Origin of the sequence: Rhodococcus pseudokoreensis, assembly GCF_017068395.1 — a bacterium.
GTDB lineage: Bacteria > Actinomycetota > Actinomycetes > Mycobacteriales > Mycobacteriaceae > Rhodococcus_F > Rhodococcus_F pseudokoreensis.
In genome coordinates this window covers 1,842,677-1,868,388 of sequence record NZ_CP070619.1, presented here as the reverse complement: position 1 = coordinate 1,868,388, position 25,712 = coordinate 1,842,677, and the positions used below count along the sequence as shown (strand labels likewise).

The 25,712-nt window shown below is 68.1% G+C and carries 26 protein-coding genes; 15 read left to right on the top strand and 11 right to left on the bottom strand.

Translation table 11 applies throughout. From position 1 onward, the window contains the following. Positions 1-70: 70 nt before the first annotated feature. On the bottom strand, positions 71-613 hold the full coding sequence (locus JWS13_RS14105; protein ID WP_206006077.1) for a DinB family protein: 543 nt from the start codon (positions 611-613) through the stop codon (positions 71-73). A 314-nt stretch (positions 614-927) separates the two neighbouring features. Between JWS13_RS14105 and JWS13_RS14100 the strand changes: the two genes are divergently transcribed. Then, the gene (locus JWS13_RS14100; protein WP_225857859.1) at positions 928-1,188 is read left to right on the top strand and encodes a hypothetical protein; all 261 of its coding nucleotides are present in this window, start codon (positions 928-930) and stop codon (positions 1,186-1,188) included. Between the two features lie 19 nt (positions 1,189-1,207). On the opposite strand, the gene JWS13_RS14095 is transcribed toward JWS13_RS14100, so the two are convergent. Further along, on the bottom strand, positions 1,208-1,774 hold the full coding sequence (locus JWS13_RS14095) for a hypothetical protein (RefSeq protein WP_206006073.1): 567 nt from the start codon (positions 1,772-1,774) through the stop codon (positions 1,208-1,210). 274 nt (positions 1,775-2,048) lie between these two features. On the opposite strand from JWS13_RS14095, the gene dnaK reads away from it, so the two are divergent. The 4 genes from dnaK to JWS13_RS14075 are packed head-to-tail and all read left to right on the top strand — an operon-like array spanning position 2,049 to position 6,160. Next, positions 2,049-3,893: a molecular chaperone DnaK gene (gene dnaK / locus JWS13_RS14090; RefSeq protein ID WP_124389138.1), complete on the top strand. Its 1,845-nt coding sequence runs from the start codon at positions 2,049-2,051 to the stop codon at positions 3,891-3,893. Beyond that, complete coding sequence (grpE, locus tag JWS13_RS14085) at positions 3,890-4,540, top strand: nucleotide exchange factor GrpE (protein ID WP_206006071.1); 651 nt, start codon at positions 3,890-3,892, stop codon at positions 4,538-4,540. Before dnaK ends, grpE begins: the two co-directional genes overlap by 4 nt. A gap of 22 nt (positions 4,541-4,562) precedes the next feature. Beyond that, positions 4,563-5,753, top strand: coding sequence for a molecular chaperone DnaJ (gene dnaJ, locus JWS13_RS14080; RefSeq protein WP_206006070.1), 1,191 nt, complete (start codon positions 4,563-4,565; stop codon positions 5,751-5,753). Further along, positions 5,753-6,160 (top strand): heat shock protein transcriptional repressor HspR, encoded by a 408-nt coding sequence (locus JWS13_RS14075; protein ID WP_072937428.1) that lies wholly within the window; start codon positions 5,753-5,755, stop codon positions 6,158-6,160. Before dnaJ ends, JWS13_RS14075 begins: the two co-directional genes overlap by 1 nt. 89 nt (positions 6,161-6,249) lie before the next feature. Here the strand turns inward: JWS13_RS14075 and JWS13_RS14070 are convergent, their stop codons facing one another. Both JWS13_RS14070 and JWS13_RS14065 read right to left on the bottom strand, forming a co-directional pair. Then, the gene (locus JWS13_RS14070; RefSeq protein WP_167372165.1) at positions 6,250-6,396 is read right to left on the bottom strand and encodes a hypothetical protein; all 147 of its coding nucleotides are present in this window, start codon (positions 6,394-6,396) and stop codon (positions 6,250-6,252) included. 47 nt (positions 6,397-6,443) lie between these two features. Then, the gene (locus tag JWS13_RS14065) at positions 6,444-6,920 is read right to left on the bottom strand and encodes a hypothetical protein (protein ID WP_206006068.1); all 477 of its coding nucleotides are present in this window, start codon (positions 6,918-6,920) and stop codon (positions 6,444-6,446) included. Between the two features lie 263 nt (positions 6,921-7,183). On the opposite strand from JWS13_RS14065, the gene JWS13_RS14060 reads away from it, so the two are divergent. Both JWS13_RS14060 and JWS13_RS14055 read left to right on the top strand, forming a co-directional pair. Next, positions 7,184-7,819, top strand: coding sequence for a response regulator (locus JWS13_RS14060; RefSeq protein ID WP_072937397.1), 636 nt, complete (start codon positions 7,184-7,186; stop codon positions 7,817-7,819). Between the two features lies 1 nt (position 7,820). Beyond that, positions 7,821-9,008, top strand: a complete 1,188-nt coding sequence (locus tag JWS13_RS14055; protein WP_206006066.1) for a sensor histidine kinase — start codon at positions 7,821-7,823, stop codon at positions 9,006-9,008. 15 nt (positions 9,009-9,023) lie between these two features. Here JWS13_RS14055 and JWS13_RS14050 read toward each other — a convergent pair whose 3' ends face one another. The 4 genes from JWS13_RS14050 to JWS13_RS14035 are packed head-to-tail and all read right to left on the bottom strand — an operon-like array spanning position 9,024 to position 11,749. Further along, a complete protein-coding gene (locus JWS13_RS14050; RefSeq protein WP_206006064.1) occupies positions 9,024-9,584 on the bottom strand; it encodes a type 1 glutamine amidotransferase domain-containing protein in 561 nt (186 codons plus the stop codon). Between the two features lie 26 nt (positions 9,585-9,610). Continuing rightward, on the bottom strand, positions 9,611-10,792 hold the full coding sequence (locus JWS13_RS14045; protein WP_206006062.1) for a zinc-dependent alcohol dehydrogenase: 1,182 nt from the start codon (positions 10,790-10,792) through the stop codon (positions 9,611-9,613). Continuing rightward, positions 10,789-11,196, bottom strand: a complete 408-nt coding sequence (locus tag JWS13_RS14040; protein ID WP_206006060.1) for a ChaB family protein — start codon at positions 11,194-11,196, stop codon at positions 10,789-10,791. The genes JWS13_RS14045 and JWS13_RS14040 overlap by 4 nt, the downstream gene beginning before the upstream one ends. A gap of 58 nt (positions 11,197-11,254) precedes the next feature. Next, on the bottom strand, positions 11,255-11,749 hold the full coding sequence (locus JWS13_RS14035; RefSeq protein WP_206006058.1) for a CinA family protein: 495 nt from the start codon (positions 11,747-11,749) through the stop codon (positions 11,255-11,257). A gap of 174 nt (positions 11,750-11,923) precedes the next feature. Here JWS13_RS14035 and JWS13_RS14030 point away from each other — a divergent pair, with 174 nt between their 5' ends. Further along, on the top strand, positions 11,924-13,501 hold the full coding sequence (locus JWS13_RS14030; RefSeq protein ID WP_206006056.1) for an AMP-binding protein: 1,578 nt from the start codon (positions 11,924-11,926) through the stop codon (positions 13,499-13,501). Between the two features lie 111 nt (positions 13,502-13,612). After that, positions 13,613-14,779: an FAD-binding oxidoreductase gene (locus JWS13_RS14025; protein ID WP_206006054.1), complete on the top strand. Its 1,167-nt coding sequence runs from the start codon at positions 13,613-13,615 to the stop codon at positions 14,777-14,779. A gap of 9 nt (positions 14,780-14,788) precedes the next feature. Here the strand turns inward: JWS13_RS14025 and JWS13_RS14020 are convergent, their stop codons facing one another. Together JWS13_RS14020 and JWS13_RS14015 are read right to left on the bottom strand one after the other, a co-directional pair. Beyond that, the gene (locus JWS13_RS14020) at positions 14,789-15,541 is read right to left on the bottom strand and encodes an FAD-binding oxidoreductase (RefSeq protein ID WP_206006052.1); all 753 of its coding nucleotides are present in this window, start codon (positions 15,539-15,541) and stop codon (positions 14,789-14,791) included. Positions 15,542-15,601: 60 nt separating this feature from the next. Then, positions 15,602-16,822 (bottom strand): globin domain-containing protein, encoded by a 1,221-nt coding sequence (locus JWS13_RS14015; protein ID WP_206006050.1) that lies wholly within the window; start codon positions 16,820-16,822, stop codon positions 15,602-15,604. A 194-nt stretch (positions 16,823-17,016) separates the two neighbouring features. On the opposite strand from JWS13_RS14015, the gene JWS13_RS14010 reads away from it, so the two are divergent. The 6 genes from JWS13_RS14010 to pyrE all read left to right on the top strand — a co-directional run bounded on the left by JWS13_RS14010 (position 17,017) and on the right by pyrE (position 24,384). Beyond that, entirely contained in the window at positions 17,017-18,054 is a 1,038-nt protein-coding gene (locus JWS13_RS14010) for an alpha/beta hydrolase (protein WP_206006048.1), read from the top strand. Between the two features lie 167 nt (positions 18,055-18,221). After that, complete coding sequence (gene clpB, locus JWS13_RS14005; protein ID WP_206006046.1) at positions 18,222-20,774, top strand: ATP-dependent chaperone ClpB; 2,553 nt, start codon at positions 18,222-18,224, stop codon at positions 20,772-20,774. Positions 20,775-20,918: 144 nt separating this feature from the next. Then, a complete protein-coding gene (locus JWS13_RS14000; protein ID WP_206006044.1) occupies positions 20,919-21,941 on the top strand; it encodes a DUF5666 domain-containing protein in 1,023 nt (340 codons plus the stop codon). 121 nt (positions 21,942-22,062) lie between these two features. Then, positions 22,063-22,971, top strand: coding sequence for a type III secretion system chaperone family protein (locus JWS13_RS13995; protein ID WP_241032583.1), 909 nt, complete (start codon positions 22,063-22,065; stop codon positions 22,969-22,971). Positions 22,972-23,038: 67 nt separating this feature from the next. Then, positions 23,039-23,833 carry an SDR family NAD(P)-dependent oxidoreductase gene (locus tag JWS13_RS13990; protein WP_206006040.1) on the top strand — a complete coding sequence of 265 codons (795 nt, stop codon included), beginning with the start codon at positions 23,039-23,041 and terminating at the stop codon, positions 23,831-23,833. 20 nt (positions 23,834-23,853) lie between these two features. Next, on the top strand, positions 23,854-24,384 hold the full coding sequence (gene pyrE / locus JWS13_RS13985) for an orotate phosphoribosyltransferase (RefSeq protein ID WP_015889338.1): 531 nt from the start codon (positions 23,854-23,856) through the stop codon (positions 24,382-24,384). Between the two features lie 52 nt (positions 24,385-24,436). On the opposite strand, the gene JWS13_RS13980 is transcribed toward pyrE, so the two are convergent. Next, positions 24,437-25,699 carry an MFS transporter gene (locus tag JWS13_RS13980; protein WP_095861285.1) on the bottom strand — a complete coding sequence of 421 codons (1,263 nt, stop codon included), beginning with the start codon at positions 25,697-25,699 and terminating at the stop codon, positions 24,437-24,439. Positions 25,700-25,712: the final 13 nt, after the last annotated feature.

The following is a 25,712-nucleotide window of genomic DNA, read 5'->3' as shown; positions in this document are numbered from 1 at the left end:
CACCGAGACGAGAAACACCTCACCGGAACCCGAAGCCGGTGAGGTGTTTTCGTCTGTGCCGACAGGCGGGTCAGAACTCCATGCCCGCGTCGGCGCCCATCTGCCTGGTGGTGTTTCCGCCGTCGAGGGATTCCCGGATGATGTCGGCGTGACCGGCGTGGTGGCTGGTCTCCCGGATGATGTGCAGCAGGGTGCGGCGGACGGTCCACCACTGCCGCTCGGGCGCCCAGGGGGCCGTGGGCAGCGGAACGAGCACGTCCAGGTCGTCGAGTCCGGCCACCGCGGCCTCCGTTGCGCGGGCCACCTCGGCGTACTCGGCCAGCAGTCCCTCGAGGGTTTCGTCGTCGCGCATGTAGTACTGCTGCATCGACCACTCCATGTCGAACTCGGCGTTCTCGTCGGGTTCGAGAATGGTTTCGATCCAGTGCTTTTCCGTCTGGGACACGTGCTTGATCAGACCCCCGAGCGTCAGGTCGCTGACGGTCGAGCGCTTCCGTGCCTGTTCGTCGTCGATGCCGCGGATCGTGATCAGCAGGGTGGCTCGCTGCTCCTGCAGGATCTGGAGGAGGTCGGCGCGTTCGCCGGTGGCCGGGGACTTCTGCGAAGTGGTCATGAGAAGAACGATAGAAGCGATTGAGGTCAGAAACGGTCCTCATTAGGAAGGGCTTCTCAGGGTTTTTCCCGGGGACCGAGTTGGGTGCCTTCCTGGATGTGCGGAAAGCGCTCGCCGAGAAGGATTCTCGGTATGAACTTTCCCTCGCAGGCACCGGCAACTCGTTCTCTCGAGGAGGTGCCCGGAACACTTTTCACGCGCCTCGATCTGGGTACCCCCTCGGTGACGCGCCACGAAGTCGTGGAGCGCGGCGCTGCAGAGACGAGGGAAGTTTCCTTCTCCGTCCACTCAGCCCACCGATGAAAGGACTCACCATGATCCGCACGACGATGACCGCACTGGCAGCAGTGGCTCTCGTGTTCGGCGCCGCGTCCGTGACCCAGACCGCTGCGGCCCACCCGGCGTGCAACTCCTCCTACGAGGGCACCACCAACGACGAGTACGACCCGGACCCCGACTTCACCGGGACGACCAACGACGAATACGACCCCGACCCCGAGTACCACGGCACGTCGAACCGCGAGTACGACCCGGATCCGGAATTCCACGGCAGCACCGCTCCGTGTCAGGTGTGACTCCGGTCGGTGAGTCCGGTCAGCGACTCGGGCGCAGCCACGGCGACACGCCGGGAGCGAACAGCGCGAGCACTCCCACCACGACGAGGGCGCTGTAGGCGAGCGGCGCCCACTGCAGCACTCCCGCGGTCGCGTCGCCGGCGTCGGACAGCAGCATCCACAGGCCCACCCCGCCTGCGGCGCTGAGGGCGCCGACGACGGCGAGGGTGATCCGCCCCGCCGTCTTCCGGGCGCGCAGCAGTTGAATCCCCAGCAGTCCGAGCAGGATCAGTACGACCGCGATTGCGCCGCTGCCGATCAGCGTCAGGTTCACAGTGTCGGTGATGTCCGTCGCCGAGTCGCCGGGATTGTCCGCGGCCACCGACGCCTCGAGGGCGTCGCGGACCGCGCCGAGGTCGAGGGCGATGGCCCCCGCGATGCCGGCGAGAACGACGAACGAACCCACCCAGGCGGACAGCGACACCGCGACGGCCTTCGGGGTGGCGTCGGTGGGGGTGGCGCGCAGCGGGGTGACCGCGAACTCCGGACGCGGCGGTACGGGTCGCGGCGGTGCCGGCCGGCGTGGCGGCTGTTCGGGTGTCGTCACGCTGCGATCCTATCGACCGGTCGCGTGTAGGTTGGCCGACGCGCACGGGACCGCGCCGGCGGCGGCGAAAGAAAATTTGGGCGGCCGGGAACAAATCTCCTCACCACTCCGTTGAGCCCTACGACAAGATTGAGCGTGCTCGACTCAAGTTCGAATTGACTCCCGACGGTGTCGGAGTGCAAACTTGAGCGGAGGGCGCTCACTAAGCGCCAACATCGCAGTTCAGTACTGAACAACCTGCCCACAGGACTGCAAAACGGAAGTGAGGAACACTATGGCTCGTGCCGTCGGTATCGACCTCGGTACAACGAACTCGGTCGTGTCTGTGCTGGAAGGCGGCGAGCCCGTAGTGGTCGCCAACGCCGAAGGTTCACGCACCACCCCGTCGATCGTCGCCTTCGCCAAGAACGGTGAGGTGCTGGTCGGCCAGCCCGCCAAGAACCAGGCCGTCACCAACGTCGACCGCACCATCCGCTCCGTCAAGCGCCACATCGGCACCGACTGGAACGTGGAGATCGACGGCAAGAAGTACACGCCGCAGGAGATCAGCGCGCGCACGCTCATGAAGTTGAAGCGCGACGCCGAGGCCTACCTGGGTGAGGACATCACGGACGCCGTGATCACCGTCCCCGCGTACTTCGAGGACGCCCAGCGTCAGGCCACGAAGGAAGCCGGCCAGATCGCCGGCCTCAACGTCCTGCGCATCGTCAACGAGCCCACCGCGGCCGCACTGGCCTACGGCCTCGACAAGGGCGACAAGGAACAGACCATCCTGGTCTTCGACCTCGGTGGCGGCACGTTCGACGTCTCGCTGCTCGAAATCGGCGACGGCGTCGTCGAGGTCCGCGCCACGTCCGGCGACAACCACCTCGGTGGTGACGACTGGGACGAGCGCATCGTCACGTGGCTCGTCGACAAGTTCAAGGCTCAGAACGGCATCGATCTGACCAAGGACAAGATGGCCCTGCAGCGTCTCCGTGAGGCTGCCGAGAAGGCGAAGATCGAACTGAGCTCGTCGCAGAGCACGTCGATCAACCTGCCCTACATCACCGTCGACGCGGACAAGAACCCGCTGTTCCTCGACGAGCAGTTGTCCCGCAGCGAGTTCCAGAAGATCACGTCCGATCTCCTCGACCGCACCCGCGCGCCGTTCCAGGCCGTGATCAAGGACAGCGGCATCGCCGTCAAGGACATCGACCACGTCGTGCTCGTCGGTGGTTCCACCCGTATGCCCGCCGTCTCCGACCTGGTGCGCGAGCTGACCGGTGGCCGTGAGCCCAACAAGGGCGTCAACCCGGACGAGGTCGTCGCCGTCGGCGCCGCGCTGCAGGCCGGCGTGCTCAAGGGCGAGGTCAAGGACGTGCTGCTCCTCGACGTCACCCCGCTGTCCCTCGGCATCGAGACCAAGGGTGGCGTGATGACCAAGCTCATCGAGCGCAACACCACCATCCCGACCAAGCGGTCCGAGACCTTCACCACGGCTGACGACAACCAGCCCTCGGTGCAGATCCAGGTGTTCCAGGGTGAGCGCGAAATCGCGTCGCACAACAAGCTGCTCGGCTCGTTCGAGCTGGCCGACCTGCCGCCCGCCCCGCGTGGCGTGCCGCAGATCGAGGTCACCTTCGACATCGACGCCAACGGCATCGTGCACGTGACCGCCAAGGACAAGGGCACGGGCAAGGAAAACACGATCAAGATCCAGGACGGCTCCGGTCTGTCCAAGGAAGAGATCGAGCGGATGGTCAAGGACGCCGAGGCGCACGCCGAGGAAGACAAGGCCCGCCGCGAGGAGGCCGAGGTGCGCAACCAGGCCGAGTCGCTGGTGCACCAGACCGAGAAGTTCATCAAGGACAACGAGGACAAGGTGCCCGCCGACGTCAAGGAGAAGGTCGAGGCTGCCATCAAGGAAGCCAACGACGCTCTCGCAGGCACCGACATCGCGGCCGTCAAGACCGCGGTCGAGAAGCTGGCCACCGAGTCGCAGGCCCTCGGCCAGGCGATCTACGAGGCCAGTGCCGCCGAGGAGGCCGCCAACACCGACGGCTCCGGCGCGAATGGTGCCGACGACGTCGTCGACGCCGAGGTCGTGGACGAGCCGTCCGACGCGGAGAAGAAGTGACGTCCGACAACACCGAGCAGGAACCGGTCACTTTCGTGGACAAGCGGAAGATCGACCCCGAGACCGGTCTCACACGGGACTCGGAGCCGGTAGTGGAGCCCCTCGCGGGCACCGCTGCCGCTCCGCAGCCCGGCTCGGTGGACGAAGGGGCCCTGTCGGAGACGGCGGCACCGGAGACGGACGAGTTGGCGGAGCGCACCGCCGACCTGCAGCGACTGCAGGCGGAGTACGCGAACTACCGTCGGCGCGTCCAGCGCGACAAGCAGTCCGACATCGCGAACGCGAAAGCGTCCGTCGTCGGTGAGCTCATCGCGGTGCTGGACGACCTCGACCGTGCCCGCAGCCACGGCGACCTCGACTCGGGGCCGCTGAAGGGTGTGGCGGACAAGCTCACCGGCACCCTCACCTCGCTCGGCCTGAGCGAGTTCGGTGCCGAGGGCGACGCATTCGATCCGGCGCTGCACGAGGCAGTGCAGCACGAGGGCGAGGGTCACGACCCCGTTCTCGGCACGGTGATGCGAAAGGGCTACAAATTCGGTGATCGCGTCCTGCGGCATGCGATGGTAGCTGTGATCGACCGCGCCGGCGATGCCGACGCGAACACCCCCGACGGGGCAGCGAAGCCCGCCGCGTCGGAACAAGAGTAAGAGCGAGAGGAGGAGACGCCCAGTGAGTCAGCGGGAGTGGATCGAAAAGGACTTCTACAAGGAGCTGGGCGTCTCGTCCAACGCATCCGCGGACGAGATCAAGAAGGCGTACCGCAAGCTCGCCCGCGACCTGCACCCCGACGCGAACCCCGGCGACACGAAGGCCGAGGAGCGTTTCAAGTCCGTCAGCGAAGCACACGCCGTGCTGTCCGATCCGGCCAAGCGCAAGGAATACGACGAGGCGCGGCGGCTGTTCGCGAGCGGCGGATTCGGTCAGGGCGGCGGCGGATTCAACCCCGGAGCCGGCGGTTTCGGCCAGGGCGGATTCGACATCAACGACCTGTTCGGTGGCGGCGGCGCGGCGGCCGGTGACGGCGGCCTCGGCGACATCTTCGGCGGCTTGTTCAACCGGGGTGCCGGCGCCGGTGGCGGCGGCGCGACCCGCACCACGAACCGGCCCCGCCGGGGCAGCGACGTCGAGACGGAGACGACCCTCGAATTCCGCGAGGCCACGCTGGGCGTCACGGTTCCGCTGCGACTGACCAGCCCGTCGCCATGCACCACCTGCCACGGCAGCGGCGCCAAGCCGGGCACCAGCCCGCGAGTCTGCCCGCGCTGCAACGGGACCGGGATCGTCAGCCGCAACCAGGGCGCGTTCGGGTTCAGTGAACCGTGCGACGACTGCCGCGGCACCGGATCCATCATCGACTCGCCGTGCGAGGTCTGCCACGGCAACGGCGTCACCAACCGGACCCGCACGATCACCGTCCGCGTCCCCGCGGGTGTCAGTGACGGACAAAAGATCCGGCTGGCAGGCCAGGGCGAGGCGGGCCTGCGCGGCGCGCCGTCCGGCGACCTGTTCGTGACGGTCCGGGTGCGTCCCGACAAGGTGTTCGGCCGCAACGGCGACGACCTCACCCTCGTCGTCCCCGTCAGTTACGGCGAGCTCGTGCTCGGAACCACCGTCTCCGTCCCCACCCTGGAGGGCCGGGTCGGTGTGAAGATTCCGGCGGGCACGGCCGACGGCCGGATCCTGCGTGTACGCGGCCGGGGAGTCCCCAAGCGTGCCGGTGGCGCCGGTGACCTGCTGGTCACGGTCAAGGTCGCGGTTCCGCAGAAGCTCGACGACCCGGCCACCGAAGCACTGAAGACCTATCTGGAAGCAGAGAAGGCCAGCGGATTCGATCCGAGGGCCGGGTGGGCTGGTGCCTGATGAGCGACACGACCGGGGATCCACGCGAAACCGCCGTTGATCCGGATGCCCAGATCTTCGTGATCTCGGTGGCCGCGGAACTCGCGGGCATGCACGCCCAGACGTTGCGCAATTACGACCGGCTCGGGCTCGTCACCCCGCACCGTACGTCCGGTGGTGGGCGACGCTACTCGCCGCGGGATGTGGCGTTGCTCCGCGAGGTGCAGCGCCTCTCCCAGGACGAGGGTGTCAATCTCGCCGGGATCAAGCGGATCATCGAACTCACCAACCAGGTGGAGGCTCTGCAACACCGGGTTCGCGAGCTGGCGGAGGAGATCTCGAAGGTCCACGCCGGTTACCGTCGCGACCTGGTGCCGATCCCGCGGAGCAACGCGCTCGTCGTCTGGAAGCCGCGGCACCAGCGCTGACCGACCTTCCCGCCGTGTGAACCGGAACCGGTGTCGCACTGATCCTGTCGGAGTGAATCAGTGCGACACCGCGTCCCCAGCCCCCCGGCTTATCGGTCGCGGCTGCCCCAGCGGGGCCCGCGGCGGGTGTGTGAGCGTGGAATGTCCATCTGCTCGAGTCGTGCCTTGATCTCCTCGGTGCTCCACAGTGCCTTGGAGACGGTGGGAGTAGGCGTGGGGGTGACGTGCATGATCATGGTCTCGGTCTTTCGGGGAGTGTTCGGTGGAAGGTTGTGGTCGTCGATCAGGGCTGTCCGTACAGGTGGTAGCCGGCGTTCATGTTCGGGTAGCCCGAGTCGATCCAGCTGCTGATGCCGTAGCCGTGGCCGAAGTTGCCGTCGATGCGGGTCCCGTCGACGTCGGTCATGTTGTTGTAGTTGTCGGCGCGGAACACGGCCTGGGCGCCGCCGGGCAGTGCGTAGGTGGCATCCACCTCGACGCCGTTCGGGTCGTTGGAGTATGCCTTCACGATCTGGCTGCTGTGCGGGGCGAGGTAGTCCGACGGCGCCTGCATCCACTGCCCGTAGGGGTTCGACGATCCCGCGAGGACCATCGGCAGGTCGGTGTCGTTGCTGATCGTCATCGCGATCGTCGGTCCCGACGTCGGCATCGTGCCCGCGGTGGCGACTCCGGCGGCCGCGACGGCGAATCCGGTGACGGCCAAGGCGGTGGCGGGCAGTGCGATGAATAGGGCGATGCGGCGGCGGGCGTTGGTGCGCATGATGGCTTCTCCTGAGTTGTGACTCTTGGGGGGAACGTCTGGGGCCGTGGGGTTTTCGTTTTCCGATCTCCCCGTTTTCCGGTGTGCACCAACTATGTCGCGAATGTGCGCCGCAGTCTGTCCACCGACAGGACCGAGGGCGGGATGAATCCGGTGTCCCCCGATCGGGGGACACCGGCGCCGCGAAGTGCTCCGCGCGGGCCCGGTCTCGTGAGAAAGTGAGCAATGGACTTCGCCGGAGCCGACCCGGATCGGACCGCGCCGTGACCGCCGTGCGGGTCGTGGTGGGCGACGATCACCCGATCTTCCGGGACGGCGTCGTGCGGGCCCTCCTCGCGAGCGGCGACATCGAGGTCGTCGGCGAGGCGGACGACGGTGCGGCGGCGCTCGCCCTGATCCGTGAACTCGCCCCCGACGTCGCGCTCCTCGACTACCGGATGCCGGAACTGGACGGTTCGCAGGTGGCGGCGGCCGTGCGGCGTGCCGAACTCGCCACCCGGGTGCTGCTGCTGTCGGCGCACGACGAGTCCGCGATCGTCTACCACGCGCTGCAGGAGGGGGCGGCGGGATTCCTGCCGAAGGAGTCGACCAGGGCGGAGATCGTGAAGGCAGTCCTCGACTGCGCTCAGGGCCGCGACGTCCTGCCCGCCTCCCTCGCCGTCGGGCTGGCCGGCGAGGTGCGGCGCCGCAGCGAACCGGTCGGGCCGGTGCTGAGCGGCCGGGAGAAGGAAGTGCTGGCGCTCATCGCACGCGGCCAGAGCATCCCCACGATCGCCGGGGAGCTGTACCTGGCGCCGTCGACGGTCAAGACCCACGTCCAGCGCCTCTACGAGAAGCTCGGGGTGAGCGACCGCGCGGCCGCCGTGGCCGAGGCGATGCGACGCGGTTTGCTGGAGTGACGTGCGCGAGACGTCGCAGAGTCGCGTAGTCCGGCGCTACACCACCGAGGCGGTCCGGGTGACCGCCATTCTCCGGCTACCGCTGATCGGGCTGATGGCGCTCCTCGGGCCGGTGATCAGCGTGACGCACTGGCAGCCCGACGTGTTCGCCGGGCTCCTGATCGGATATGCGCTGCTCGCGGCCGGCTGGCTGATCTTCGTCCTCGTCCGGGACGTCGGTCCGTGGGCGGGCTGGGTGTCCACCGCCGCGGACGTCTCCGCCGTGGTGGCGTTGTGCATCGCGTCGGGCGGCGCGACGTCGGTGCTGCTGCCGGTGTTCTTCCTGCTGCCGATCTCGGTGGCGTTCCAGTACCGGCCGCGGCTGACGGCGATCGTCGGGGTCTGCACCGCCGTCGGGTACCAGGTGGTGTGGATCGTGTACTCGAAACGCGACGACCTCGTGGGTTTCCCCGACGAGGTGTACCTCTACTTCGGATTCCTGTTGTGGCTCGCGGCCGCGACGACGGCGTTGTCGTACGTGCTGGTGCGACGTTCCGCGACGGTCATCTCGCTGATGGACGTGCGCAGGCAGCTGATCGCGGAATCGATGGGCGCCGAGGAACGCGAGCGGCGGCAACTCGCCGAGCACCTCCACGACGGGCCCCTGCAGAATGTCCTCGCAGCGCGGCTGGATGTGGAGGAGGCGCTGGAGCGGCACCCGGACGCGCAACTCGACGCCGCCGAAACCGCTCTCCGCGAGACCGCGGCGCAACTGCGCTCCACCGTCACCACCCTGCACCCGCAGGTACTCGCGCAGCTGGGTCTGACCGCGGCGCTGCGGGAACTCGCGGACCACTTCGCCCGGCGCGGTGAGATCGAGATGTCGGTGAGCCTCGACGACGTCGGTCACCCCGACTGCCAGGAACTGCTGTACCGGGTGGCCCGGGAACTGCTCACCAACGTCACCAAGCACGCGCGAGCCACGACGGTCGAACTCGCGCTCACCCGCGCCGGTGGGCTGACCACGTTGACGGTCGCCGACGACGGCACCGGATTCGATCCCGCCGTCGTCCCGGAACGGGTGGCGCAGGGGCACATCGGGTTGGCGTCGCACATCGTGCGGGTCGAGAGCCTCGGCGGCACCTTCGACGTGACCTCCTCGCCCGGATCGGGCACCCGGGTGGTGGTGACGGTCCCCGATGCCGGATGACGACACCCGGTTAAATCACCGCGGGTAGCGACCCTCGGCGAATTCCTCGACGATCTTCGCGCAGAACGCGGGGAGGTCGCCGGGATTGCGGCTGGAGACCAATCCGTTGTCGACCACCACTTCCTCGTCGACGACGGTCCCGCCCGCGTTGCGGATGTCGGTGCGCACGCTCGGATACGACGTGAGCGTGCGGCCGCGGACGACATCGGCCTCGACGAGGGTCCACGGTCCGTGGCAGATCACGCCCACCGGTTTGCCCGAATTGACGAAGTCGCGGACGAATCCGACGGCCGACTCCATCCGGAGGTGGTCGGGGTTCGTGGTGCCGCCCGGCAGGATCAGTGCGTCGAAGTCGGCGGCGGACACGTCGCCGACGACGGCGTCGACGGCATAGGTGCCTGTCGCGTTCACATCCGAGCTCATCGCCTGGATCTTGCCGGGGGACAGCGAGATCAGGCGCACCTGCGCACCGGCCTTCTCGACGGCGGCACGGGGTTCGACGAGTTCGACTTCCTCGACGCCGTCGGTGGCGAGGATCGCGACCTTCCGGCCGCGCAGTGTGTCTGCCGATGTCATGGGCAATTCCTTTCGACGGGAGAGTGTTACGGCTTCAGGAGGATCTTCACCGCGCCGTCCTGCTTCTTCTGGAAGATCTCGTACGCGTGCGGTGCGTGGTCCAGGGGCAGCTCGTGAGTGGCGAACGTGTCGACGCCGAGGGGGTCGTCGTCAGTGAGCAGCGGCAGGATGTCCGGGGCCCACCGCTTGACGTTGGCCTGGCCCATGTGCAGCTGAATCTGCTTGTCGAACAACGTGAGCATCGGGATCGGGTCGGCCATCCCGCCGTACACCCCGCTGAGTGAGATGGTGCCGCCGCGCCGCACGATGTCGATGGCCGAGTACAGGGCGTGCAGGCGATCGATTCCCACCGTCGACATCAGCGGGGCCGCGACGGCGTCGGGAAGAAACGACGTGACCTGCTGCAGGAGTTTCGCGGTGGGGGAGCCGTGCGCCTCCATACCGACGGCGTCGATGACGGAATCGGGACCGCGGCCGTGGGTCATGTCCCGGATGAGGCCGCCGAGTTCGCTCCCGGCGTCGTTCAGGTCGACCGTCTCGATCTGCCGCGCCTTCGCGCGGGCGAGACGCTCGGGCACGAGATCCACACCGATGACCCGAAAACCCTTGTGCGCGGCGATGCGTGCCGCCATGTCGCCGATCGGACCGAGCCCGAGAACGACGACGGAGCCACCGTCGGGCACGTTCGCGTATTCGACGGCCTGCCATGCCGTCGGCAGCACGTCGGACAGGTACACGAACCGCGAATCCGGTGGGCCCTCCGGGACCTTGATGTGGGTGTTTTTCACATGCGGCACCCGGAGATACTCGGCCTGACCGCCGGGGACGCTGCCGTACAACTTCGAGTAGCCGAACAGTGCCGCGCCCATGCCCTCGTCCCGGATCTGCGTGACCTCGCACTGGGTGAACAGCTTCCGGTCGCACATGTGGCAACTGCCGCAGGATATCTGGAACGGGATGACCACCCGGTCACCGACCTTCACGTCGGTCACCTCGGACCCCACCTCGCGGACGATGCCCATCGGCTCGTGCCCGAGGATGTCGCCCTCGCTCATGAACGCGCCGAGTACCTCGTACAGGTGCAGGTCGGAACCGCAGATGTTGGTGGTGGTGATCTCGACGATCGCGTCCGTCTTCTGTTCGATCACCGGGTCGGGCACGGTGTCGACGCTGACCTTCTGCCTGCCCTGCCAGGTGACGGCTCTCATCGTGCTCTCCGGTTGGCCTTGACGAGGGCCTCGACGAGTTCGTCCTTGGTCATGGTCGATCGGCCGTGGATGTCGAGTCGCTGCGCGAGGTGCATCAGGTGCTCCTTGCTCGCGTTGGCGTCGACGCCCTCGGCGGTCTCACCGGACGGGTTCGGGCCGCCGCTCTCCGCCCGCTCGTCGGAAGGGCCCTTCTCGGCCTTGGCCTCCCAGTGGTCGCCGACCTTCTCGTAGCTGTGTTTGAGGGCGTCGAACGCGACGCGGTGCGCTCGTTCCTCGTCCCCGTACTGGTCCATAGCGGAGTCGTACACCTTGGCGAACGTGCGCTGCGCCTTCTCGGGCGACTTCTTCAGGGTCTCGGGGAGTTCGCTCTTCTTCGGCTTGCCGCTCTCGGTGGTCTTCGGCACGGAAATCCTCCTCGGGTGTGGCGGTGCCCTCGCGGACGATTACCCGGCTCCCGGAGATTTACGCGACGGGTGGAGGCACGCGGCCCGGCACCGAGGTCAGCGCCTGCTCGAGCAGGACCAGTGCGTGTGCGGTCGTGGCCGTCACGACGTCCTGCGGTTCGCCGTCGAAGCGGTGCATCTCCGTGTCGATGCGGCCGTGGGCGAAGAGTCCGAACCAGACGGTGCCCGGGGGTTGCCCGTCCTGGGGGTCGGGCCCGCCCGCCCCGGTCACCGCGACGGCGATGTCGGCTCCGAGCAGTTCCGCGACCGCCCCCGCCATCGCGCGGGCACTGGCCTCGCTGACGACGGGACCGTCGGGCACCTTCAGCACCCGATGTTTCACCTCGCTGGAATAGGCGACCACGCTGCCCCGGTACCAGTCGGAGGACGCCGGTGCCGCGCCGAGAAGGCACGAGATCTGCCCGCCGGTGAGGGATTCCGCCGTCGCGAGGAAGACGTGCGCGTTCCGGGCCGCTGTCGAGATCCGTTCGGCAACCCGATCTTGCGGAGTCATGGATCTCACGTTATCGGACGTGACCCGGCCGGGAGCGGTGATCGCCACCCGCGACGTGAGTGGAACAGGTTTCAGTTTTGCCGGTTTCCGGTTAGGGTGTCGGTGACCCAGGACACAGAAAATCCAGACCGCCGGACGACGCACCCCGGCCTCGCGGGAGTAGAAGGATCACAGATGACCGACGAGTTCGCAGATCTGCATCGACCCGCCTTCGCTGCAGACCTCCTCATCACTGCACTGGACCGCAATTCCGACAAGCCGGCGCTCTACCTCGGCGACGTCGTTCTCACCGGCGGTGAGATGCGCGATCAGATCAGTTGCTTTGCGCAGGCACTGGCTTCGCTCGGGATCGGCAAGGGGACGAGCACCGCCATGCTGTCCAAGAACCGGCCCGAAGTGCTCATCAGCATGGGCGCCACCATGATCTCCGGATGCCGCGCCAGCGCACTGAACCCGATGGGCTCGCTCGACGACCACCTCTACATCGTCGGCGACGCCGAGATCCGGACCCTGATCTTCGATCCCACCGCCTTCGAGGGGCGCGCCGCCGAACTGGTGGCGCAGTCGCCGTCGATCGAGAACGTGTTGTCGTTGGGACCGTCCGAGGTGGGCACCGACATCCTGGCCCTCGCCGAGACGTTCACCCCGCAACGCCTGCGGGCGGCGGACGTGGCCGCCGACGACAACAGCAGCATGGTCTACACCGGCGGCACCACCGGCAAGCCGAAGGGCGTCGTCGGCTCCTACCAGTCCGGCGCCACCCTCAATCAGATCCAGATGGCCGAATGGCAGTGGCCCGACGAACCGCGTTTCCTCATCTGCACGCCGCTGTCGCACGCCGGCGCGGCGTTCTTCATCCCCACCCTGCTGCGCGGCGGCGCGCTGATCGTGCTGCCCGCGTTCGAACCCGGCGCCGTGCTCGAGGCGATCGAGAAGCACAAGATCTCCGCGACGATGCTCGTCCCCACCATGATCTACCTGCTGATGGATCATCCCGACCTGCCGAAGCGGGACGTGTCCAGCCTGCAGACGCTGTTCTACGGAGCGTCGGCGATGTCGCCGGCCCGGCTGAAGGAGGGCATCGAGAAGTTCGGCCAGATCTTCTTCCAGTTCTACGGCCAGACCGAATGCGGAATGACCATCGCGGTGCTGCGGAAGGAGGAGCATCTGCCGGACGATCCCAGCCGCCTCGCGACGTGCGGACGTCCCGTGCCCTGGCTGAACGTGGCACTGCTCGACGACGACCTGAACGAGGTCCCGCAGGGCGAACTCGGCGAGATCTGCGTCCGCGGCCCCCTCGTCATGAAGGGGTACTGGAACAAACCCGACGAGACCGCCGAGGCGTTCCGCGGTGGGTGGCTGCACACGGGCGACGTCGCGCGCAAGGACAAGGACGGTTTCATGACGATCGTCGACCGCAAGAAGGACATGATCGTCACCGGCGGATTCAACGTGTTCCCCCGCGAGATCGAGGACGTCATCTCGGCGCACCCCGCCGTCGGCTCGGTCGCGGTGGTCGGCGTCCCGGACGAGAAGTGGGGCGAGGCCGTCAAGGCGTGCGTGGTGCTGCGGGCGGGGCAGACGGTGGAGGCCGCCGAACTCGTCGAACGGGTCCGGGCCGCGAAGGGGTCGGTGCACGCCCCCAAGTCGATCGATTTCGTCGACACCCTGCCCCTGACCCCGCTGGGCAAACTGGACAAGAAGGCGTTGCGCTCCCGGTACTGGGAAAGTGCAGACCGAGCGGTCGGATAGCACGACTGGGGCGAGAAACAAGGGACCTGGTCTGCGGCGTGGCGCCCACGCCTATAGTCTGCCCAAGTACTTCGCGGCGGGGCCGCGTTCGGTCGGTGACGAGGATGCGCGGTGGATTCACAGGCAATATCGCTGGTCCGGTCGAGTTTCAAGGCTATCGCGGCAGTGCCGGACGGGCCTCAGACTCTGTCGCGGTCCTTCTATGCCCTGCTGTTCGCCCGGTATCCCGAAGCCCGTGACTTCTTCCCCGCCGCCATGGACGAGCAACGCGACCGGCTGATCGCCGCCGTCCAGTACGTGATCGAGCGGCTCGAGGAGGACTCCGGGCAGATCCTCGCCTACCTCGCCCAACTCGGCCGGGACCACCGCAAGTACGGGATCGAGGACGCGCACTACGTCGCCGTCGGCAACTCCCTGATCGCCGCCGTCGAGCAATTCCCGTCCACCGAGCCGTGGACCGACGAACTCGAGCAGGCGTGGCGCGACGTCCTCGCCGTCGTCGCCGCCACCATGATGGACGCGGCCAACGCCGAGAGCGGCCCGCCGGCCTGGGGTGCGACCGTGATCGAGCACCTGCAGGTCCGCAAGGACGTCTCGATCATCCGACTGCAACTCGACGAGCCGATGATGTACACCGCAGGTCAGTTCGTGAGCGTGCAGGTGCCGTCCCGGCCCCGGATGTGGCGGTACCTGTCGCCGGCGAACCCCGCCAACGACCAGGGCATCATCGAGTTCCACGTCCGCCGGGTGTCGGGCGGCTGGGTGAGCCCCGCCATCGTCACCCAGACACTCGTGGGCGAGCGGTGGGTGGTCGGATCCCCGCTCGGCGACCTCGGAATCCGCTACGAGAACGGTCGCGACATTCTCATGATCGGATCGGGGACCGGCATCGCCCCGCTGCGCGCACAGATCCTCCAGATGTCGCAGCGCGGCCAGGACCGGCGCGTCCACCTCTTCTTCGCGGGCCGGTACCCCTGCGACCTCTACGACCTGGGCACCCTGTGGGCGCTCGCGGAGCAGAATCCGTGGCTGACCGTCGTCCCGGTCACCGAGGAAGACGAGGACCCGTGGTGGTACACGGGCCCCGGCAGTGCCGGGATGCCCGGCATGCACCGCAGGCTGACCGGCAAGGTCGGACAGGTCGTCGCCGACTTCGGGACGTGGGCCGAACGCGACATCCAGCTCGTCGGCTCCGAGGCCATGATCAACACCACCAAGTTCCGGCTGCACGCGGCAGGCACGCCGCCGGAGAACATCCGGCACGACCCGTCCTACTGATCGGACCGCTCAGTACGGGTCGAACTGAATGTTCTCGGTAGGGGTCCCGGTGTCGCGGAGCCGGTCGAGGGTGGCGCGGACCATCGCCGCCGAACCGCACACCAGCACCTGGTGCTCGGTGAACGCGCCGTAGGACGTGACGACGTCGGGCAGCGAGCCCTCGATGAGGTCGTCCTCGGTGAACCCCACATCCACTCTGGTGCGCTCGTACCATTCGTCGGTCCAGTCCGGATTCGCGACGTTCTCCACCACCGGAATGACGGTGAGCCACGGCAGATTCTGCAGCAGCAGGTACAGCATGTCGGACGCGTAGAGATCGCGCGGTGTCCGATCACCCGTGAACAGGAACACCCGCGGCGGATTCGGCCTGCGCGACAGGTCCAGCAGGATCGACCGGAACGGGGCGAGGCCGGTGCCGCCGGCGATCATGATGACGTCCGGTCCGTCCTCGTCGACGGACATCGTGCCGCGCGGTTCGAGGATCTGCCACTGGTCGCCCGGCGAGGTCCCCGTGACGATGTCGCCGCTGACCCAGCCACCCGGCACCGTGCGGACGTGGAATTCGAGTTTGCCGTCCAGCGACGGCGGAAGGGCGGGGGAGAGCCTGCGCAGCAGCCGCGGATTCTGGGGCACGCTCACGTCCACGTACTGCCCCGGCTCGAACGGGACGAAGTCACCGACGAGGCGGACGACGGCGAGGTCGTGCCGCAGTCGGTGATGTTCGACGACGGTGCTGGTCCAGGTGGTCTGCGTGGCTTGCATGGCGTGATGCTCTCCCGACGGTCGAACCGGATGGCGGATGGGCAGGGGCTGGCTGCGCGACTAGATCAGGGGGTCGTGGCGGATCAGTTCGGGCGGGGTGCCGCCGCCCTGCAGGGCGTACACGGTGGTCTTGATCATCGCCGGTGAACCGGAGATCTGGATCTGCCGGTCCGCCCACGACCCGAACCGCGCGACCACCCGGCCCAGCTGGCCCTGGAGTCGCTGATGCAACCCCGGCGGCGCCTCGGGGGCGGGACTCGTGTGCCACCACGGGTCCTCGTCCTCCTCGGAGACGGGAACCACGGTCAGCCACGGATTGCTCAGCGACAGGTGCCACAGTGTCTCGATGTCGTACAGGTCGCACGGGTACTTGCCGCCCACGAACATGTGGACGCGCGGGTTGTTCGACCGCATCGCCATTTCCATCACCTGCGCGCGCAGCGGCGCAATGCCCGTCCCCGAACCGATCATCAGGACGTCCTGACCGCTCTCGCGGTCCACCTCCAGCCCGCCGAGCGGCGAGCTGAGCAGCCAGCGGTCGCCGACCTGCGTCTCGTTCACGATGGCCGGACTGACCCACCCGCCCGACACCCGGCGGACGTGGAATTCGAGCTGTCCGTGCGGGTTGGCGGGGATGGCCGCCGACAGGTACCGCCACATCCGGGGGCGCTGCGGGATCTGGACGCTGAGGTACTGGCCCGCGCCGTAGGGGATGGGGGAGTCGGTCTCGAGCCGGACGATCGCGAGATCGTCGAGGCGGCGTTCGTGATCGACGACGGTGGCGCCCCAGGCGGCGGGCAGGTCGTCGTTGTCCGCGGCGTCGGCCATCGTGTTCAGGAGTAGGTCGAGCAGTTCCGTCCACGCCGCGGTCAGTGACGGCGTCCAGATGGCCTGGGTGAAGGAGCTCTGCACGGCGACCAGCAGCGCATGGCCCGACGCGAAGTAGTGCCTGCCCTCGACGCCGTACTTGCGGTGGTCGCGGCCGAGCTGGCTCAGGAAACCGAGGATCCGGTCTGCGTCCTCGAGGTTGTCGATGACGTACTGCAGCGCCTGGAACAGGCGATGACTCTGCTGATCCATCGCCGCCGGGAAGAGCGCGCGGAATTCGGGGTGTTCGGCGAACAGGGTGGCGTAGAACGTGGTGGTGAGCCGGTTGTGGCCGTGTTCGGTGGACACGATCGACGAAAAGCTGGCGCGCAGACGCGAAATCACGAGTGGGTCGAGGCAATCTCGTGTCAAGCCGTCCCCTGCCTCCGTGCCTGCTGATTCGAACACCCGCATTCTAGCCGTCCTCCGCGCAGTACCCCGGGTTACGGCGCCGGCCGGTTCGGCCTCCGACCCCGGCATTTCGGCGGGTCGCTATTGAGCCGTGACCACCGGCAGGGCACGATGTGCATCGATAATCGGACCGGGTTACCGAGGGGGGCTCCATGCGAGTTGGTGTTGCGCGGAATCGGGGTCGGTTTCGCCAGGGGATGCGCAGCGCCGGCTCGGTTCGACGCGTGGGCGCCGTCGTGCTGGCGGTCGGCGGCCTGATGGCGTCGAGCATCGGAACGATCGCCTCCGCGGAACCCCGGGCGACGGTCGAGTCGATCACGGCCGACGAGGCGCCCGACGGTTCGCGGTTGGTCGAGGTCACCCCGGTCGGCGAATCGCAGATGAACTTCACGGTTCACTCGACGGCCATGGACAAGGACGTCACCGTCCGGGTCATCCGCGCCGCGTCCGGGAAACGTCCCACCGTCTACATGCTCGGCGGCGTCGAGGGAAACTCCGAACAGTTCGGCTGGGAGCAGAAGGCGGACGTCGAGAAGTTCTTCTCCGACAAGGACGTCAACGTGGTCATCCCGTTCGGTGGCCAGTCCAGTTACTACGCCGACTGGCAGCGCGACGATCCCGAACTCGGGCGGAACAAGTGGCAGACGTTCCTGACGAAGGAACTGCCGCCCATCGTCGACTCGGCGCTCGACACGACCGGCAGGAACGCGATCGCCGGGCTGTCCATGTCGGCCACCAGCGTGCTCAACCTCGCGATCTCCAAGCCCGGGCTGTATCAGAGCGTCGGCGCCTACAGCGGGTGCGCGATGACGAGCGACCCGGTGGCCCGCCGATTCGTCGAGATCACGGTCGCGGACTTCGGCGGCAACCCGGAGAACATGTGGGGTGCTGCCAACGATCCGCTGTGGGCCGCGAACGATCCGTACGTCAACGCCGAGAAACTCCGGGGGACCACCCTCTACATCTCCAACGGCAGCGGACTGCCGGGGCCGTACGACACCCTCGACGCCCGGACCGTCGGCGGCGACCGCCGCGCCCTCGCGACGCAGGTGGTGGTCGGCGGTGTCATCGAGGCCGTGACCAACGACTGCACGATGCGGCTCGCGGAGAAACTCCGGGCCCTCGACATTCCCGCCACCGTCGACCTCCGGCCGGTGGGCACCCACTCGTGGGGATATTGGCGTGACGACCTCACCACGTCCTGGCCGATGATGGGTGCCGCGATCGGGGCGTGATTTACCGCCCCGCGGAGTCTCGGGGGGCGAGATGATGGGGGTAGCCAAAAAAATTCAAAGTTGAGCGGAACAGACTCAACTCTTCGTGCGTTAAGAAGATGACAGCGTCGCCACGTGCCACCCGGCCCCGGCGGCGAACCGCTCTACAACGCCAGAAGAGGTGACCAGTGGACTCGTTCAATCCGACCACCAAGACCCAGGCCGCGATGACCGCTGCGCTCCAGTCGGCGTCGTCGGCCGGTAATCCCGACATCAGGCCCGCGCATCTGCTCGTGGCCCTGCTCGACCAGACCGACGGCATCGCCGCCCCGCTGCTCAAGGCGGTCGGCGTCGACCCCGCCGCGGTCCACCGCGAAGCGCAGAATCTCGTCGACCGGCTGCCCAAGACGACGGGCGCCACCACCACACCGCAGCTCGGCCGGGAGGCCCTCGCCGCACTCACCGCAGCACAGCGCCTCGCCACCGAACTCGACGACGAGTACGTGTCGACGGAACACCTGATGGTCGGGCTCGCATCGGGTGAGTCGGACGTGGCCGGGCTGCTCGGCAGGCACGGCGCCACCCCCGAGGCGCTGCGCGACGCGTTCACCACCGTCCGCGGCAGTGCTCGTGTCACCAGCCCGGATCCCGAGGGCACGTACCAGGCGCTCGAGAAGTACTCCACCGACCTCACGGCCCTGGCCCGCAACGGCAAGCTGGACCCGGTGATCGGCCGCGACAACGAGATCCGCCGCGTCGTGCAGGTCCTCAGCCGCCGCACCAAGAACAACCCGGTGCTGATCGGTGAGCCCGGCGTCGGCAAGACCGCCATCGTCGAGGGGCTGGCGCAGCGCATCGTGCAGGGCGACGTCCCCGAATCGCTGCGCGGCAAGTCGGTGATCTCCCTCGACCTCGGATCGATGGTCGCCGGAGCCAAGTACCGCGGCGAGTTCGAGGAGCGGCTCAAGGCCGTCCTCGACGACATCAAGAACTCGGCCGGTCAGGTCATCACGTTCATCGACGAACTCCACACCATCGTCGGTGCGGGTGCCACCGGTGAGTCGGCGATGGACGCCGGCAACATGATCAAGCCGATGCTCGCCCGCGGTGAGCTGCGGCTCGTCGGCGCGACCACCCTCGAGGAATACCGCAAGTACATCGAGAAGGACGCCGCCCTCGAACGCCGCTTCCAGCAGGTGCTCGTCGGCGAACCGTCCGTCGAGGACACCGTCGGCATCCTGCGCGGGCTCAAGGAGCGGTACGAGGTGCACCACGGGGTGCGCATCACCGACTCCGCGCTCGTCGCCGCCGCCACGCTCAGCGACCGCTACATCACGTCCCGGTTCCTGCCGGACAAGGCGATCGACCTCGTGGACGAGGCCGCGTCCCGGCTGCGGATGGAGATCGACTCGCGACCCGAGGAGATCGACACCGTCGAACGCATCGTCCGCCGCCTCGAGATCGAGGAGATGGCGCTGCAGAAGGAATCCGACGCGGCGTCCAAGGACCGGCTGGAGAAGCTGCGTCAGGAACTGGCCGACGAACGGGAGAAGCTCAATCAGCTGACCACCCGCTGGCAGAACGAGAAGCAGGCCATCGACTCCGTCCGCGGAGTCAAGGTGCAGCTCGAGACGCTGCGCGGTGAGGAGGAACGCGCCGAACGCGACGGCGACCTCGGCCGGGCCGCGGAACTGCGCTATGGGCGGATCCCGCAGCTCGAGAAGGAACTCGAGCAGGCTGCCCGCGAGTCCGGTGCCGCCGCCGACGGCGACGTCATGCTCAAGGAGGAAGTGGGGCCCGACGACGTCGCCGACGTGGTCGCAGCATGGACCGGCATCCCCGCCGGCCGCATGATGGAGGGCGAGACCGCCAAGCTGCTGCGGATGGAATCCGAACTGGGCAAGCGGGTCGTCGGACAGGAAGAGGCCGTCGTCGCCGTGTCGGACGCCGTCCGCCGCGCCCGCGCCGGCGTCGCCGATCCCAACCGGCCCACCGGATCGTTCCTGTTCCTCGGACCGACCGGTGTCGGTAAGACGGAGCTCGCGAAGTCCCTCGCGGACTTCCTGTTCGACGACGAACGCGCCATGGTCCGCATCGACATGTCCGAGTACAGCGAGAAGCATTCGGTGGCCCGGCTCGTCGGCGCGCCGCCCGGCTACGTCGGGTACGAGGCGGGCGGGCAGCTCACCGAGGCAGTGCGACGGCGCCCGTACACGGTGGTGCTGTTCGACGAGGTGGAGAAGGCGCACCCCGACGTCTTCGACATCCTGCTCGCCGTCCTCGACGAAGGCCGGCTGACGGACGGTCAGGGGCGGACGGTCGACTTCCGCAACACCATCCTGATCCTCACGTCCAACCTCGGTGCGGGCGGATCGCGGGAGCAGGTGATGGATGCGGTGCGGCACGCGTTCAAGCCGGAGTTCATCAACCGGCTCGACGACGTCGTGATCTTCGAACCGCTCACCGAGGAGCAGCTCGAGTCGATCGTCGACATCCAGCTCGACCAGTTGTCCCGCCGGCTCGCGGCGCGGCGGCTGACGCTGGACGTGTCCGACTCGGCCCGCTTCTGGCTGGCCGTCCGCGGCTACGACCCCATGTACGGGGCCAGGCCGCTCCGCAGGCTGATCCAGCAGGCGATCGGCGACCAGCTCGCGAAGCTGCTGCTGGCCGGCGACGTCAAGGACGGTGACACCGTCCCTGTGAAGGTGTCCGAGACCGGGGACGCGCTCGTCCTCGGCTGATCCCCCAGGTGAGTGGCACGGTGTGCTCCCGCACGCCGCGCCACTCACCTGTGTTTTCACAGGGGAGTCTTAAGTTTCGCCGTTACCCTGGATCGTCCGTAACCGCAGGACACCGGCCACACGAACCCGAGGGAGGGGCCGATCATGACGAACCCCGACGATCCGCGCACCCCGCAGGAGCGCGCGTACGACGGCACGGAGTCGTGGACGACCGACGATTCGGAGTCGTGGACGACCGACGATTCGGCGTCGCGGGCGCATGACGATTCGGCGTCGCGGGCTCGTGACGAGGACCCGACGCAGGCGTGGTCGCGGCAGGACCAGCCTACCGAGCACTTCGGCTCGTCGGACCAGGACCACCGCACCCAGTACCTGGGCTCCGCCGGCGGACCGACCGAGCAGTTCTACACGTCCGACCCGACCGCGGCGTACGGGCAGAACCAGCCCAATCCGACGCAGGCGTATCCGACCTACGACCCGCGGTTCGACCAGCAGGCTCCGCCGCCGAACGCCACGCAGCCGTATCCGCCGTACGAGGCCCAGCAGTACCAGGGCGGGTATCCGACGGGGCAGTACCCGAACGCCCAGTACCCGGGATCGCAGTACCCGCCGGGCAAGTACCCGGGATCGCAGTACCAGGCGCCGGTCGCGGAGGCCACCGAGGACAAGAAGCCGCGCCGGATCGGCACGTGGATCGCGGCCGCCGCTGCCGCGCTGCTGCTGATCGCGGTCATCGGCTTCGGCGTCGCCCTGTTCACGACGGCGCCGAACAACTCGTCGAGCACCACCGCGGCGGGTCCCACCACGTCCCGCCCGCCGGCCACCACCGCGCCGCCGAAGACGACCACGCCGCCGCCGTCGAGCACCACCGAGTCGCCGCTCGATCAACTTCCCGGCGGAATCGGCGAGGCCATCGGGGCTGCGGGCGCCGCGTTCGGAACGATCAGCGCCAACGACGGTTCCACGCTCACCCTCGACGCCCTCGGTGGTTCGAAACTGACGGTCCAGACCAACGCGCAGACCAACGTGATCGCACTCGACGGCACCACGGTCGCCGATCTGAAACCCGGATTCACCGTCATGGTGCAGGGGACGAAGGTCGAGAACGGCACGATGATGGCCGAGACGATCATCAGCACCGAGCTGCCCAAGCTCGGTGGCAACTGAGCCCACCCGTGCCGGCGGACACGGCCGCCGGGCCGGTTCGGGCAAAACCGACACGGGGTGTCCCGGCACCGCCTACCCTCGTTACGCCCTCGACTCGCTAGGCTGATCATCGATGACCGGAATGTGGTTCGTACTGGCGTTGATCGCACTCGCAGGCGCGTGCGCGTTGCTCTATTTCGATCGCTCGCGTCGTGATCAGACGGGTCGTGTGCGGCAGATCTGGGCCAAGGCCCAGGGCTACACGTACGACAACGTCGAAGAGCGGCTGCCCGCCCAGTTCCATCGGGCCGCGCTGGCCAAGCAGGAGTACCTCAGCGCCATCGACGTGGTGAAGGGCGAACGCCGCGGCGAGTCGTTCATCCTGTTCGACCTCGAGGAGACCGCGACCATCGTCGCGGTGCGCCGCCGGGTGGGTTCGGACGTCGACATCGACCTCCGCCTCAAGTCGACCCCGCCGCCGAAGGATTCGGACCTCGACCTCCTCGGCGCCATCGGACCGCGCGTCGTATTCGCCACCGACCTCGAGATCGCCCGCAGGGTCTGCGATCAGCGGATGGTCGCGTTCACCGAGTCGGTGCCGCCGCACGTGAACATGCTGTGGAGCGAGGGCGAGTGGACCCTCGGTTCGCTGCCCATCGGCAGCAGCGGCCGGGAGTGGGATTCGGCCATCGAGGCCGTCGCCCGGCTGTCCGGCATCCTGCACGTCCTGCCCCCGGTCACCGAGCCGAGCGGACTCGACCGTGGCCATCACGACCCGAGCAGGCCGCGTCTGCGTGACGGCGCCCCCGTCGAATCGCGCCCCGCACCGGAGAAACGCCCCGCACCGGAGAAACGCCCCGCACCGCAGGGACGCCCCGCACCGCAGGCGCGTCCCGCATCCCAGGGACGTCCCACCCAGCAGGGTCGTCCCGCACCGCAGGCGCGTCCCGCATCCCCGGGACGTCCGGCCCCGGAAACGCGCCCGGCCACACCGCCGCGTCCCGCGCCCCAGGACCGTCCCGCACCGCCGCCGGGCGCTCCGCGCTCGTGAGTGCCTGACGAGTCCCTGGACTCGTTAACCGCGCACAGGCGCGCAGCGCCTTGCTACCGTCACCGGTATGTCGACGCCCCCCAGCTCAGCCCGACCCGTTGCCCTCGTCACCGGCCCGACGTCGGGGCTCGGTGCCGGTTTCGCGAGGAAGTTCGCGTCCCTCGGTTACGACCTCGTGCTCGTCGCGCGTGACGACACCCGCCTGCACGCCCTCGCCGACGAGATGAAGGCGCTGTTCGACACCGAGTCCGAGATCCTGCAGGCCGATCTGGCGACGGCGTCCGGGCGCGAGGAGGTGGCGCAACGCCTCGGGAAGGGTGTCGAGGTACTGGTCAACAACGCCGGATTCGGCACGTCGGGCGAATTCTGGACCGCGACGCCGGAGCTGTTGCAGTCCCAGCTGGACGTGAACGTGACCGCCGTCATGCAGCTGACCCGCGCGGCGTTGCCCGGCATGATCGCGGCGGCGAACGGCACCGTCATCAACGTGGCGAGCGTCGCGGGACTGCTGTCCGGGCGGGGGTCGACGTATTCGGCGAGCAAGGCGTACGTGATCTCGTTCTCCGAGGGATTGGCGAACGGGCTGGGCGGCACGGGTGTGCGGATCCAGGCGCTGTGCCCGGGATTCATCCGCACCGAGTTCCACGAGCGCGCGGGCATCGAGATGAGTTCGATTCCGAATGCGATGTGGCTGAGCGTCGACCAGGTCGTCGCGGCGTCGCTGTCCGATCTCGAGGACGGCAAGGTCGTGAGCATCCCCGGCCTCCAGTACAAGGTGCTGACGACCGCCGGGCGTCTCGTCCCGAAGAGTCTGGTCCGGCGGCTGACCAACGTGTTCGGCCGGGGGCGTGCCCGCACGTAGAGGTGGGTAGGGTTTCGGGCATGAGTGATCGCGAGGATCTGGCCGCGTTGGTGCGCGAGCTGGCTGTTGTGCACGGCAAGGTGACGTTGTCTTCGGGCAAGGAAGCCGACTACTACGTGGACCTTCGCCGCGCCACGCTGCATCACGAGGCGGGCCCGCTGATCGGGAAGTTGCTGCGTGAACTGGTGGCGGACTGGGATTTCGACGCAGTCGGCGGGCTGACGATGGGCGCCGACCCGGTGGCGATGGCCGTCATGCACGCGCCGGGCAGGCCGATCGACTCGTTCGTGGTGCGCAAGGCCGCGAAGGCGCACGGGATGCAGCGGCAGATCGAGGGACCGGACGTCGTCGGTAAGCGTGTCCTCGTGGTCGAGGACACCACCACCACGGGCAACTCGCCGCTCACCGCGGTGAAGGCACTGCGCGACGTCGGGGCGATCGTCGTGGGTGTCGCGACCGTCGTCGACCGGGCGACCGGGGCCGGCGACGTGATCGCGGCCGAGGGTCTCGAGTACCGTTCGCTCCTCGGACTTCCCGACCTGAACCTCTGACAGGTGAGTGGCAAAGTGTGCTCGCGCACGCTTTGCCACTCACGTCGGGGAGTCAGTCGGCGTCGCCGGCCGTGACGGCCAGTGCCTCGTCGACGCTGTGCGGTTCGGGATCGTGCTCGTCGACGTGGGCGAGGACCTTGCGGCCGGTCGCGAGGACGAGGATCGCGGCGGCGGTGCACACCGCGCCGACCCAGAACGGCAGGTGAATGTTGCTCTCACCGAGCTTGCCCGCGACCCACGGTGCCGCGGCCCCACCGACGAAGCGGACGAAGCTGTAGGCCGCGGACGCCGTCGACCGCTCGACGGGGGCGGAGATCATCACGGTCTCGGTGATGAGGGTGTTGTTGACACCGAGGAACAGCCCGGCGAGGACGACGCCGACGATGAGCACGGTCTTGTTCTCGGTGAACGCGGCCATCATGGCGAGGTCGAGGGCGAACAGCGCGAGGGCCACCATCATCATCGGCAGCGTGCCGAAGCGCCGCTGCAGGCGCGGGGCGAGGAACACCGACGCGACGGCCAGTGCGAGACCCCAGCCGAAGAAGATGAACCCGATCGAGTACGTGCCCATGTCCAGCGGGAACGGCGTGTACGCGAGCAGGGTGAAGAAGCCGTAGTTGTAGAGCAGCGCGGTGATCGCGACGGTGAGCAGGCCGCGGTGGCGCAGGGCGAGGAACGGCGCGGCGATCGACGTGCGGTGCTCCGGCTTGGGAGCGGACGGCAGCATCACGACGATCAGGATGAACGCCACGGCCATCAGGGCTGCGACGCCGAAGAACGGTGCGCGCCAGCTGATGTTGCCGAGGACACCGCCGACCAGCGGGCCGACGGCGATGCCGATGCCCAGCGCGGCCTCGTAGAGGATGATGGCCCGCGCGACGCCGCCACTGGCCGCGCCGACGATGGCGGCGAGTGCGGTCGCGATGAACAGGGCGTTGCCCAGTCCCCAGCCGGCGCGGAAGCCGACGATCTGGGCGATGGTGCCGGAGCTTCCGGCCAGCGCCGCGAACACGACGATGACAGCGAGACCGGTCAGGAGCGTCTTCTTGGCGCCGATCCGGCTCGACACCACACCGGTGATGAGCATCGCGACCCCGGTGACCAGCATGTAACTGGTGAACAGCAGCGACACCTGGGAGGGGGTCGCGTCCAGCTGTTCGCCGATCGGCTTGAGGATGGGGTCGACGAGGCCGATGCCCATGAACGCGATGACGCTGGCGAAGGCGACGGCCCACACCGACTTAGGCTGGTGGAGGAGGCTCGGTGGCGCCTCGCTGCTGTTCGTGACGGTTGCGGTCGTGGTGCTCACGGCCACCTCCTTCGATGTG

Bases quoted from the DNA above. Each gene is read 5' to 3' on its own strand.
- JWS13_RS14105 (WP_206006077.1), bottom strand. From the start codon at position 613: ATGACCACTTCGCAGAAGTCCCCGGCCACCGGCGAACGCGCCGACCTC.
- JWS13_RS14100 (WP_225857859.1), top strand. From the start codon at position 928: ATGATCCGCACGACGATGACCGCACTGGCAGCAGTGGCTCTCGTGTTC.
- dnaK (WP_124389138.1), top strand. From the start codon at position 2,049: ATGGCTCGTGCCGTCGGTATCGACCTCGGTACAACGAACTCGGTCGTG.
- JWS13_RS14075 (WP_072937428.1), top strand. From the start codon at position 5,753: ATGAGCGACACGACCGGGGATCCACGCGAAACCGCCGTTGATCCGGAT.
- JWS13_RS14070 (WP_167372165.1), bottom strand. From the start codon at position 6,396: ATGATCATGCACGTCACCCCCACGCCTACTCCCACCGTCTCCAAGGCA.
- JWS13_RS14065 (WP_206006068.1), bottom strand. From the start codon at position 6,920: ATGCGCACCAACGCCCGCCGCCGCATCGCCCTATTCATCGCACTGCCC.
- JWS13_RS14050 (WP_206006064.1), bottom strand. From the start codon at position 9,584: ATGACATCGGCAGACACACTGCGCGGCCGGAAGGTCGCGATCCTCGCC.
- JWS13_RS14045 (WP_206006062.1), bottom strand. From the start codon at position 10,792: ATGAGAGCCGTCACCTGGCAGGGCAGGCAGAAGGTCAGCGTCGACACC.
- JWS13_RS14035 (WP_206006058.1), bottom strand. From the start codon at position 11,749: ATGACTCCGCAAGATCGGGTTGCCGAACGGATCTCGACAGCGGCCCGG.
- JWS13_RS14030 (WP_206006056.1), top strand. From the start codon at position 11,924: ATGACCGACGAGTTCGCAGATCTGCATCGACCCGCCTTCGCTGCAGAC.
- JWS13_RS14020 (WP_206006052.1), bottom strand. From the start codon at position 15,541: ATGCAAGCCACGCAGACCACCTGGACCAGCACCGTCGTCGAACATCAC.
- JWS13_RS14015 (WP_206006050.1), bottom strand. From the start codon at position 16,822: ATGCGGGTGTTCGAATCAGCAGGCACGGAGGCAGGGGACGGCTTGACA.
- JWS13_RS14010 (WP_206006048.1), top strand. From the start codon at position 17,017: ATGCGCAGCGCCGGCTCGGTTCGACGCGTGGGCGCCGTCGTGCTGGCG.
- JWS13_RS14000 (WP_206006044.1), top strand. From the start codon at position 20,919: ATGACGAACCCCGACGATCCGCGCACCCCGCAGGAGCGCGCGTACGAC.
- JWS13_RS13995 (WP_241032583.1), top strand. From the start codon at position 22,063: ATGTGGTTCGTACTGGCGTTGATCGCACTCGCAGGCGCGTGCGCGTTG.
- JWS13_RS13990 (WP_206006040.1), top strand. From the start codon at position 23,039: ATGTCGACGCCCCCCAGCTCAGCCCGACCCGTTGCCCTCGTCACCGGC.
- pyrE (WP_015889338.1), top strand. From the start codon at position 23,854: ATGAGTGATCGCGAGGATCTGGCCGCGTTGGTGCGCGAGCTGGCTGTT.